Origin of the sequence: Cognatishimia maritima (genome assembly GCF_900129685.1) — a bacterium.
GTDB classification, from domain to species: domain Bacteria; phylum Pseudomonadota; class Alphaproteobacteria; order Rhodobacterales; family Rhodobacteraceae; genus Cognatishimia; species Cognatishimia maritima.
Map to the genome: position 1 here is coordinate 74,093 of NZ_FQWM01000007.1, position 9,380 is coordinate 83,472.

General features: G+C 57.3%; 11 protein-coding genes. 4 read left to right on the forward strand and 7 right to left on the reverse strand.

Translation table 11 applies throughout. The annotated features are described in order from the left end of the window. Positions 1–43 precede the first annotated feature (43 nt). Positions 44–1,261: an MFS transporter gene (locus BUA39_RS13840; RefSeq protein WP_072793814.1), complete on the forward strand. Its 1,218-nt coding sequence runs from the start codon at positions 44–46 to the stop codon at positions 1,259–1,261. Between the two features lie 9 nt (positions 1,262–1,270). On the opposite strand, the gene BUA39_RS13845 is transcribed toward BUA39_RS13840, so the two are convergent. Next, positions 1,271–2,257, reverse strand: coding sequence for a 2-hydroxyacid dehydrogenase (locus tag BUA39_RS13845; protein ID WP_072793815.1), 987 nt, complete (start codon positions 2,255–2,257; stop codon positions 1,271–1,273). Between the two features lie 100 nt (positions 2,258–2,357). Between BUA39_RS13845 and BUA39_RS13850 the strand changes: the two genes are divergently transcribed. Next, positions 2,358–2,879 carry an SH3 domain-containing protein gene (locus BUA39_RS13850; protein ID WP_207546235.1) on the forward strand — a complete coding sequence of 174 codons (522 nt, stop codon included), beginning with the start codon at positions 2,358–2,360 and terminating at the stop codon, positions 2,877–2,879. A 39-nt stretch (positions 2,880–2,918) separates the two neighbouring features. Here BUA39_RS13850 and panB read toward each other — a convergent pair whose 3' ends face one another. Continuing rightward, a complete protein-coding gene (gene panB / locus BUA39_RS13855; RefSeq protein ID WP_072793817.1) occupies positions 2,919–3,725 on the reverse strand; it encodes a 3-methyl-2-oxobutanoate hydroxymethyltransferase in 807 nt (268 codons plus the stop codon). Further along, positions 3,722–4,561, reverse strand: a complete 840-nt coding sequence (panC, locus tag BUA39_RS13860; RefSeq protein ID WP_072793818.1) for a pantoate--beta-alanine ligase — start codon at positions 4,559–4,561, stop codon at positions 3,722–3,724. The genes panB and panC overlap by 4 nt, the downstream gene beginning before the upstream one ends. A 190-nt stretch (positions 4,562–4,751) precedes the next feature. On the opposite strand from panC, the gene BUA39_RS16845 reads away from it, so the two are divergent. Continuing rightward, the gene (locus BUA39_RS16845; RefSeq protein WP_165610529.1) at positions 4,752–4,895 is read left to right on the forward strand and encodes a hypothetical protein; all 144 of its coding nucleotides are present in this window, start codon (positions 4,752–4,754) and stop codon (positions 4,893–4,895) included. A 120-nt stretch (positions 4,896–5,015) separates the two neighbouring features. After that, entirely contained in the window at positions 5,016–5,990 is a 975-nt protein-coding gene (locus tag BUA39_RS13870) for a hypothetical protein (RefSeq protein WP_072793820.1), read from the forward strand. Here the strand turns inward: BUA39_RS13870 and BUA39_RS13875 are convergent. The 4 genes from BUA39_RS13875 to BUA39_RS13890 all read right to left on the reverse strand — a co-directional run bounded on the left by BUA39_RS13875 (position 5,987) and on the right by BUA39_RS13890 (position 9,345). Continuing rightward, positions 5,987–6,640 carry a DUF938 domain-containing protein gene (locus tag BUA39_RS13875; protein WP_072793821.1) on the reverse strand — a complete coding sequence of 218 codons (654 nt, stop codon included), beginning with the start codon at positions 6,638–6,640 and terminating at the stop codon, positions 5,987–5,989. The genes BUA39_RS13870 and BUA39_RS13875 overlap by 4 nt on opposite strands. Then, positions 6,640–7,578, reverse strand: coding sequence for an aldo/keto reductase (locus BUA39_RS13880; protein WP_072793902.1), 939 nt, complete (start codon positions 7,576–7,578; stop codon positions 6,640–6,642). The genes BUA39_RS13875 and BUA39_RS13880 overlap by 1 nt, the downstream gene beginning before the upstream one ends. A gap of 85 nt (positions 7,579–7,663) precedes the next feature. Further along, positions 7,664–8,128, reverse strand: a complete 465-nt coding sequence (locus BUA39_RS13885) for a PaaI family thioesterase (protein ID WP_072793822.1) — start codon at positions 8,126–8,128, stop codon at positions 7,664–7,666. Between the two features lie 146 nt (positions 8,129–8,274). Beyond that, positions 8,275–9,345, reverse strand: coding sequence for a BMP family ABC transporter substrate-binding protein (locus BUA39_RS13890; RefSeq protein WP_072793823.1), 1,071 nt, complete (start codon positions 9,343–9,345; stop codon positions 8,275–8,277). Positions 9,346–9,380: the final 35 nt, after the last annotated feature.

Below are 9,380 nucleotides of genomic sequence, written 5' to 3' on the forward strand. Positions count from 1 at the left end.
CTTTCCCGACCGACACCATTCGGGCGGAGACTGGCTGTGATCTATGTCTGACGCTTCAACGCAAACCTCCCCAGAACCGCCGTTTCGGTGGGTTATCGTCTTTTCAGCCGCTTTGCTTTTAGGCATTGCGATGGGCACGCTTGTGAATGGGCTGTCGAGCTTCCTTGTCCCTCTAGAGACGCATTTCGGGTGGGTCCGGGCCGAAGTTTCGGCCATTAATTCGATTGGCCTTGTGGGAATCGCGCTTGGCGGGATCGTCATGGGCTTTCTTGCCGACCGGATTGAAACGCGTACGATCTGCCTTGTTGGGGCCACAACGTTGGTCGGTGTGTTGATGTTAGCGGCGCGCGCGAGCGCCCTGTGGCAATTCTATGCGTTATTTTTTATCGGTGGGGCCATCGGAGGCGGCGCGCTTTTCGCGCCTGTGATTGCTTTGGTCGGCGGCTGGTTTCGGACCGGTGCGGGGCTTGCGATCGGGATCGCCTCAGCAGGGCAGGGGCTGGGACAGGGCATGGTGCCCTTTGCTTCTGGCCATTTGATTGAGGCCTTTGGTTGGCAACAGGCCTTCACGATCCTTGGGATATTTATGGCGGTGACGCTTCTGCCGCTGTCCATGTTGATGCGACCACCACCAAAAACCGCGGCTGCGATGGCCGCTGCGGGGGAGGGTGCACCCTTGCTTTCACCTTGGTTGGTTTTACCCGCGCTTTCCATTGCTGTGCTGGGCTGCTGCACCGGCATGGCCGTGCCCTTGATGCACCTTGTGCCTTTGATCCAAGGGGTCAGCGGAGTGGGGGCCGAAGCAGGCGGACCGCTGCTTTTGATGTTGATTGCCGCGATCTGTGGCCGGGTGTTTTTCGGCAAGCTGGCGGACATGATCGGTCCGATACGCGCCTGGATGGTGGCGACGGCGTGGCAAACGGCCTTGATGCTGGGCTTTGTGATGATCGACAGCCTCACCGGCTTTTGGTGGTTCGCGCCGATCTACGGGTTTGGGTATGGCGGTGTGATGACAGGTGTTCTGGTCACAGTGCGCGAGATGACGCCTGCGGCTTACCGGGCGTCAGCGACCGGGTTTGTTCTCGCGTTCGGTTGGATGGGGCACGCTTTGGGTGGGTGGCAAGGTGGGTGGTTCTTTGACCTGACAGGGGCCTATTTCTGGACCTACGCGAATGCAACTATCGCTGGCGGCATCAACCTTGTGATTGTGGCAGCCATCTGGATGACCTTGCAGAACAGGCGGCGCGCGCAGGCGACCTAAGGCTGGGTCCTACAGCATCTCCGGCAGAACCACATCCGGCGGGCGGTGGCCGTCTTCAAAGGTTCTGATGTTCAGCATGACCTTCTCGCCCATTTCGATACGACCTTCCAAGGTCGCTGAGCCCATATGCGGGAGCATTACAACATTGCCGAGGCTGCGCAGTTCGGCAGCCATCTCTTCGCCGCCTTCATAAACGTCTAGCCCGGCACCGCCAATTTCCTGCGCCTTGAGCGCACGGGCGAGGGCCGCTTCGTCGACGACCTCACCGCGTGAGGTGTTCACGATCACCGCGTCCGGTTTCATCAGTTTGAGGCGACGCGCGTTCACCAGATGATACGTGGCGGGGGTGTGGGGGCAGTTGATCGAAAGCACGTCCATGCGCGCCAGCATCTGGTCAAGGCTTTCCCAATAGGTCGCTTGCAACTGCTCTTCGATGCCGGGATGCACGCGCCGGCGGTTGTGGTAATGGATTTCCATCCCAAAGGCACGCGCTCGATGGGCAAGGGCGCGACCGATGCGACCTAAGCCGAGAATCCCCAGCTTGCGCCCACGAATGCGCCCGCCGAGCATGGCACTTGGCGACCAGCCTTCCCATTTGCCGCGCTCCATCTGCGCAAGGCCTTCGGGGATGCGCCGCGTGACGGCCAGAACAAGCGCCATGGCCATATCGGCGGTGTCTTCGGTCATCACGCCGGGCGTGTTGGTGACGGTGATCCCTTTGGCGCGCGCCTCTTCGACCTCGATGTGGTCGACACCCGCGCCATAATTGGCAATCAGTTTCAACTGCGGGCCGCAGGCGGCGATCACTTCGGAATCAATTCGGTCATTCAGGTTGGTGACAAGGACGTTGGCTGTCTGGACTGTCTGTAACAGGTCTTCGCGAGACATCTGCGTGTCGTCATCGCGCAACGTGACATCAAACAGTTCTGCGAGCCGCGTTTCGACCGGTTCTGGCAACCGTCGCGTAACGACAACACTCAGACGCTGCTTTGCCATGTCATACCTCAGGGTTCTTTTCAAATCAGAGCGCTGCTGGCACAGTGCCTCACAGAAAGACGGGGCACAAGAACCCCCGCGCAATTTTATGAGCAGGCAAATGAATTCGCTAAAGATCAGGCGTCGGGTTTCTGGCCTTTTGGCAACCGTGGTGCTGGCGGCAGCGCTCACCGGTGGGGCTGTGGCCCAAGAAAAGCGCGGTCCGGTGACCAATCTGCCGATCCCGCGTTTTGTGAGCTTGAAAGCGGCCACCGCCAACGTGCGGCGCGGCCCTTCATTGACGCACAGGATCGACTGGATTTTCAAACGCCGGGACATGCCGCTGGTGGTCACGGCAGAGCACGAACACTGGCGCCGTGTTGAAGATCGCGATGGGGCCGGGGGCTGGGTGCATTACGCGCTGCTGTCAGGCAATCGCACGGTCATCGTGCAGGCAGATATGATGCCGTTGAACGCCCGCCCGCAGCCCAACACACAAATCGTCGCGCATTTGGAGTTGGGAGTCGTGGCACATATCGACAAATGTCAGATCGACTGGTGCCGCATTTCTGCCGGAGGTTACCGGGGGTGGGCACGTAAGTCTGATATCTGGGGCGTCGGTGAAGACGAGGTGATTGACTAAAAGGCGCGCCGAGCGACGCGCCCCTTCAATTTAAACGGATCAATAGGTGTTGTCTGGTCCGGGGAAACTGCGGTCTTTGACCTCTTCGGCATAGGTTTTCACCGCATTTTCAATGGCCGGACCGAGGTTGCCGTAGACTTTTACAAACTTCGGCGTCCATTCGTTCAGACCCAGCATGTCTTCGAGCACTAAAATCTGACCGTCACATTTCGCAGAGGCCCCGATGCCGATGGTTGGGATGGGGCAAGCTTCGGTGATTTTATCAGCCAGTTCTTCAACCACACCTTCCACCACAACGCAGAATGCGCCTGCCTCGGCCACGGCGATGGCGTCTTCGATGATGGTGTCCCAACCAGCTTTGTCTTTGCCTTGGGTCTTAAACCCGCCCATGACATGAGAGCTTTGCGGCGTCAGCCCGATATGCGCCATCACCGGAATGCCGCGCTCGACCAAGAAATGGATGGTTTCGGCCATTCGTTTGCCGCCCTCCAGTTTGATCGCGCCGCATTGGGTTTCTTTCATGATCTTTGCCGCATTTCGGAAGGCAACGCCGGGGCTTTCTTCGTAGGTGCCGAAGGGCATATCTACGACGATCAGCGCCTTTTCGGTGCCGCGCACGACGGCTTTGCCATGCATGATCATCAGGTCAAGCGGCACCCCGATGGTGCTTTCCATGCCGTGCATTACCATGCCAAGGCTGTCGCCGACCAAAATGAAATCCGCATATTTGTCCACGATCGCCGCCGTGTGTGCGTGATAGCTTGTCAAAGAGACAATCGGCTCTCCGCCTTTACGTGACGCGATTTGCGGGACAGTTGTCCGGCGGATTTTGGTTTGTTTGCTCATGGTTCAATCACCCTCTGATCAAGCAGCAGGACACCGCCAAATTCAGCAGAAAGCATGATGGCAGTGGGGGAAGTCAGCGGACCGCTGATGGTGTTCAGCGTTTCAGCTTCGACGATATCTAACCCGCGCAAGGTTGCGCGCGGCTCGGCGTTAATGGTTTCGGCGATGTGATCTTTCAGCCCCTGGACCGTTTTTCCGGGCAGAGCTTCGGCCGCATCCAAGGCGCATGACAGCACCAAAGCGGCTTGCCGATCCTCAGGGCCCAGCCGCACATTGCGTGACGACATCGCCAGCCCGTCAGGCTCTCGCACGATGGGGACGCCGACGATGTCAATCGGAAACGCCAGATCGCGGGTCATGCGTTTGATGATCTGGAGTTGCTGGTAGTCTTTTTCGCCAAAGACGGCCCAATCGGGCTGCACAAAATTGAACAGACGCGCCACAACGGTCGTCACACCGCGGAAGTGTCCGGGGCGCACTTTGCCGTGCAGGATATTTGCCATACGCGTGGTCTCGACGATGGTTTCATCGCCTTCGGGATAGACGTCGATCACCTCGGGAATCAAAACGAGGTTCACACCTGCCTCGCGCAGCATCGCCAAGTCGCGCGCTTCGTCGCGTGGGTAGGCCTCTAGGTCGGCGGCTTCTCCGAACTGTGTTGGATTGACGAAAATCGTCACTGCCACGCGGTCGGCCAGCGCCTTGGCGCGGGCAACAAGTTCCATGTGGCCCGCATGCAGAAAGCCCATGGTCGGAACCAAGGCCAAGGTTTCCCCGGCAGCGCGGTAGTCTTTGATCGCCAAGCGGCATTCAGGGATCGTGCGAACGACCTGCATCTGTCCCTCCCTTTTCTTGGTGCAAGGTGTAACAGCCAACGCTGCATCGCGGCAAGCCTGAGAACGCCTTTGCGGTCAAATGTGCCGTCACGAACTTTGCCCTGATTTCGGCACGATTTGCCCTGAATTCCGGCACCTTCGCGTGGCACAAGTGCTTTATCTCCAACGGATATTTGCAGGAGTCGCTTCTATGTCCCGCGTTATGCCCATGATTGTCACCTGTCTTGGCCTTGTTGGCTATGCTGTTTTGCAATCGCAGACAGCGCAGGCAGAGGATTACAGCCATGCCGTTCCCGCCGTGACACCGGTTGAGGTCGATACACTGACCCAGTGAAGGCCCGACATGACCCGGATGGTCCGGCATGAAAGGGGCGAATTCTTGCCCGCATTCCATCCTAATCCTGCCGCAACACAGCATTAACCTCATTTGATGTTCTAAGTTCGGAGTCAACAGATGTTGAAATATGTTCCTGTCGCCGTTGCCACGATTGCTTTTGGTGTCTTCGTCACATTCGATTATCTGGGCTATCGCGAACGGTCGGTGGAATTGGCAAGCCTTGATATGGCTGCGCGCAAGATCGACGCAGACTTCGAAGCGGCAGACGTCAGTTATACGGACCATCTGTTAAGTAAGGTCGGCATTACAGAGGGGCTGCCTGATCCGTCACTAGAAACGGCCAAGCTGCGCCGTCAGGTGCTGCGCGCTGCTCCTTTGAACAGTTATTTTCCGCAAGCATCGCACTTTCCCGAACCGTCTGAAGAAGGCGAGCCAGGTTGGGAACGCATCGCATGGCGCGATGACTTTCACACAGGTTTTGGCTGGCCCGATGGGATGACAGGCGATCATATGTCTAAATACTCCCCTGACACGGGTCGGGATATTGCGATTTACTTGCACGGGCGCAGTTCAATCTACCTGCGCGCTGAATTTGCAGAGCCGACGCAGACATTGGCCGAACGTTTGCAGCAGTCCTATTGGGTGGTTGAAACAGGTCGTTCGCTGGATCGCCTGCGCGAGGGACGTCCACGTGCAAGCTATTTCTGGACCAATATCGAAGAGACCAGCAAAGGCGAGAGCATCTATAACGCCAAGGACCATGAGCATTTTCACGCAGTCAACGGCGTCTATTGGTTATCAGCCAAAGACAAAACCGCGCGCCGAGATGAGAAAATGCGCTATATGTTTGCCTCGCTGGGCAGTGGCGTCGTGCTGAAATTGCGTGCTCATGCGCCAGAAGAGGTGATCAAGCAGGTGATGGATCATATCGATTACCAATCGCTGAACCAAATGCAGACGCTACCCAGCCCCTTGATTGCAGACGGTTTAGGGGAGCTTGTGATCGACACGCCCGACCGTTGGTTGGCGGCGCATGGCATAGAAGAATCTGCTGACCCCAAGCACAAACAGGCGAGTGCAAAGCATCACTAGGCTTGCTTCCGCAAAACAATCGCGAGGTTGTTTGCAGGCATGTCTTGCGAAGCCACATGGCTTAGACCTGCCCCTTTTGCCCATTCGATAACGTCTGAACTGTCTTTGTAGCCAATTTCAGGGTCTTGCGTGATCAGCTTGAGGTGAAAGGCCTGATCACTTTCACTGACCAATGTACCGTTGCGTTTAAACGGCCCGTAGAAAATACAAACGCCATCTTCAGCGAGCACTTTAGCCGTTTCATCAATCAAGGTCTGGGCTTCGCGTGCAGAGATAAGATGCAGCAAGTTGGCCAAGAACACAAAATCCTGCGGTGGAAAATCTGCCGCCCATCCGGTTTTTGTGGCGTCAAGATGCAGGGCAGGGCGAATGTTCGGTAGTCCGCTTTCAGCGGTGTACTCGTCAATGCTGGCGCGTCGCTCTGTATCAATTTCCGTTGGCTGCCACCGTAAGCCGGGGCAAGTGGCGGCGAGTGTCACGACGTGTTGCCCTGTCCCACTGGCCAGTTCCAGCGCGGCCCCGCTGGTGGGGGCATGGGCTTTTACGACCTCTGCGATGACATGTTTGTTCCGCTCTGCTGACGGCGCAACCAGTTTGGCGCCAGTGCCTTGCTCGGCGATACTCGCGCCTTCGGGGCGTTTGCGTACCATCAGCCTTCTTCCAGTCGGTCAGTGGCTGGGGCCGGCGTTGGGCTAAGCGCGGTGATGGCCGCGTGCAATTCCTCGCTGAGGTCGTAGTTGATCGCATCAAGGGACGCCTGTAACTGCGCAACGGAGCGGGCAGAGAGGATCGGGCAGGTCACTCCTGGATGGGCAGCCGCCCAGGCCACAGCGAGTGTGGCCGGATCTATGCCATGTTTATCGGCCAGCGAGGTCAGGTCGCGTGCCGTCTGCCACATCCAGTCCTGCCCATAGCGTGCGCGATAGCGTGTGTCTTCGGTCAGTCGTCCCGCACCAGACTCTGTTGCGTATTTACCAGTGAGCAATCCACCTCCAAGCGGGGAATAGGGCGCAACCGCCATGCCTTGATCCTGTGCCATGGGTAAAAGTTCGACCTCTGCCTGCCGTTTTACAAGGTTATACATCGGTTGTATTATATCGATGGTCAGATCACGTTCGGCAGCGACGGCGACCGATTTCATCACCTGCCAAGCTGCGTGGTTGCTGACGCCGATGTGTCGGATTTTGCCTTGCTGCTTTAGCTCTGCAAGTGTGTCATAGGTCTCTTCAAGCGGCGTATTCGGATCGTACCGATGCAGGTAAAGGATATCGACGCTATCCATCCCAAGCCGCTGACGAGAGGTGTCAAAAGCGCTGAGGATATTGGCGCGGCCCGACCCGCCGACATAGGCCGCTTTTGTCGCGATGATCAGCTGGTCTCGGATCGGGGCAGCGAACGCGCCTAGAAGTGTTTCAGAGGCCCCATCTGTGTAGACGTAAGCGGTGTCAAAATGGTTGATCCCCGCCGCGACGCTTGCGTCAAACATGGCCCGGCTTTCGTCTGCATCTGCGCGCCCGCCAAATTGCATGGTGCCAAATGCGAAAGGGCTGATTGGTGTGCCGTCTGGCGCGGTGATTTGGCGAGTCATGGGGGCGTCCCTTGTTTTGATGTCGCCATAGGTCTGCACATTGGACGGCATTTTCTCAAGCCTCAAATGGCCTTAGTGCGCCGTTCTATTCTATGACATCAGGTCGATCGCGCACCGCCATCAAGGTGGCCGTCATCGTGGCAATTGGCTTTTTCTCATTCGGGGCATCATTGTGCAGACCATAGGCCGTCGCCTCGGCCACAGTGATGGTGCGGCCGGATTTCACAACTTCGGCCTCAAACAGAAAGTGATCGCCACGTGCTGGGGCCAATAGATTTGTTTTGAACTCAACCGAAAGGACAGCGGCATGCTCGTCCATCAGCGAATGCGCGGCATAGCCACAGCTGCTGTCGAGCGCTGCTGTGACAACTCCAGCATGGAGAAACCCGTGCTGTTGGGTGAACCGCCTGTCAAACGGCATCGAAAGGGTGACCTTACCAGGAGCCAGTTGTTTGATTTCGACGCCAAGGCTTTTCATCGCGGCCTGTTTCCCAAAGCTTTCGCGGACCTTGTTTTCCCAGCCCGCAAATCTTGGCGTGTGTTCCGGCATATGATGTTCCGCTTTCTGTGGTGCGTTGTGATCTCACGCTGACACTGACGGATCGTCTGCTGTCTGCAAACCGGCAAAACGACAAACGTAACGTAAAAGCCCCGCCAGTGGCGGGGCTTAAAGGTGTTTTGCAATTTGAACCGAAATTAGTTCGGGATGCTGCCTTCAATACCTTCGACGTAGAAGTTCATGCCCGCAAGGGTGCCGTCATCAGCCGTCTCACCTTCGGCCAACCATGGCGTGCCGTCCTGTTTGTTGATCGGGCCAGTGAAGGCGTGATATTCGCCCGACGCCAGTTTCGCGACCATGTCCATCGCTTCGGCTTTGACGTCTGCTGGAACGTGATCAGAGATCTCGCCTATGCCAACCATGCCCGGGCCGATCCCATCCCAAGTGTTTGCGGTTTCCCATGTGCCATCCATGACTGCTTTGGTGCGCGCCACGTAGTAGGGCCCCCAGTTGTCGATGATAGAAGACACGCGTGGGAAGGGCGCATATTCCGCCATATCAGACGCTTGACCAAATGTGATGACATTGCCCGCCGCCTGTGCCGCCGCCTGTGGCGCGGTAGAGTCGGTGTGTTGCAGGATCACGTCCGCGCCCTGTTCAATCAGCGCCTTCGCCGCATCGGCTTCTTTGGCAGGATCAAACCACGTGTAGGCCCAGATGATTTTGAACTGAACATCCGGGTTCACCTTCTTGGCGTGGATATACGCAGAGTTGATGCCCCGGATCACTTCTGGGATCGGGAAAGAAGCAATGTAACCGATGATATTGCTTTCGGTCATCTTGCCCGCGATATGGCCCTGAACGGCACGACCTTCGTAGAAACGCGCGGAATAGACGGAGACGTTTTCGGCGGTTTTATAACCGGTCGCGTGTTCGAATTTCACGTTCGGGAATTTCTTCGCGACGTTGATTGTTGGGTCCATGTAGCCAAAGGAGGTCGTAAAGATCAGGTCCGCCCCTTGCAGTGCCATCTGGGTGATCGCGCGTTCTGCGTCGGCACCTTCGGGTACGTTTTCCTGATACACGGTTTCGACGTCATCGCCGAACGCCTCGACCACGGCTTTGCGGCCTTGGTCGTGTTCATATGTCCAGCCGCCGTCACCGACGGGGCCGACGTAGATAAAGCCGACTTTGGTTTTCTCGGCCATCGCTGTGGTCGCAAGGCCCATGGCAACCGCTGCGGTGGCCAAAAGTTTCGTGAATTTCATTTGGGACTCCCCTGTTGTTCAAAGTATTGGCCCAG

Bases quoted from the DNA above. Each gene is read 5' to 3' on its own strand.
- BUA39_RS13880 (WP_072793902.1), bottom strand. From the start codon at position 7,578: ATGACTCGCCAAATCACCGCGCCAGACGGCACACCAATCAGCCCTTTC.
- BUA39_RS13840 (WP_072793814.1), top strand. From the start codon at position 44: ATGTCTGACGCTTCAACGCAAACCTCCCCAGAACCGCCGTTTCGGTGG.
- BUA39_RS13875 (WP_072793821.1), bottom strand. From the start codon at position 6,640: ATGGTACGCAAACGCCCCGAAGGCGCGAGTATCGCCGAGCAAGGCACT.
- BUA39_RS13885 (WP_072793822.1), bottom strand. From the start codon at position 8,128: ATGCCGGAACACACGCCAAGATTTGCGGGCTGGGAAAACAAGGTCCGC.
- BUA39_RS13890 (WP_072793823.1), bottom strand. From the start codon at position 9,345: ATGAAATTCACGAAACTTTTGGCCACCGCAGCGGTTGCCATGGGCCTT.
- panB (WP_072793817.1), bottom strand. From the start codon at position 3,725: ATGAGCAAACAAACCAAAATCCGCCGGACAACTGTCCCGCAAATCGCG.
- BUA39_RS13845 (WP_072793815.1), bottom strand. From the start codon at position 2,257: ATGGCAAAGCAGCGTCTGAGTGTTGTCGTTACGCGACGGTTGCCAGAA.
- BUA39_RS13850 (WP_207546235.1), top strand. From the start codon at position 2,358: ATGAATTCGCTAAAGATCAGGCGTCGGGTTTCTGGCCTTTTGGCAACC.
- panC (WP_072793818.1), bottom strand. From the start codon at position 4,561: ATGCAGGTCGTTCGCACGATCCCTGAATGCCGCTTGGCGATCAAAGAC.
- BUA39_RS16845 (WP_165610529.1), top strand. From the start codon at position 4,752: ATGTCCCGCGTTATGCCCATGATTGTCACCTGTCTTGGCCTTGTTGGC.
- BUA39_RS13870 (WP_072793820.1), top strand. From the start codon at position 5,016: ATGTTGAAATATGTTCCTGTCGCCGTTGCCACGATTGCTTTTGGTGTC.